Raw genomic sequence first — 314 nt, 5'->3', positions numbered from 1 at the left:
GACAAGGAGGGTCATACGGTCTATACGAAACTCGGTAATGGCACGGAGACTACCTATACCTACGACAAGCAGCGTGAGCGTCTGCAGGTGATGAACCTTACAGCGGACGGTCAGACTGTGATGGAGAACAGGTACCAGTATGATGCTGTGGATAATATCCTGGGCATCACCAATGTCATAGACCCTGCGAAGGCTGGCGGCAAGTCCCAGCTGGGCGGTGCCTTCAGCCATACCTATACCTATGACGAACTAAACCGTCTGATAACGGCAAACGGCAAGGCAAAGAGTGCATCGTATGAGATGGCGATGACCTT

The 314-nt window shown here is 52.2% G+C and carries 1 pseudogene; it reads left to right on the top strand.

The window, feature by feature from the left end:
• A pseudogene (locus DW917_RS18050) lies at positions 1-314 on the top strand (hypothetical protein); the annotation flags it as partial.

Origin of the sequence: Prevotella sp. AM42-24 (genome assembly GCF_003461825.1) — a bacterium.
GTDB lineage: Bacteria > Bacteroidota > Bacteroidia > Bacteroidales > Bacteroidaceae > Prevotella > Prevotella hominis.
The sequence above is the reverse complement of the archived record's forward strand: the minus strand, read 5'-3'. Positions and strand labels throughout refer to the sequence as shown.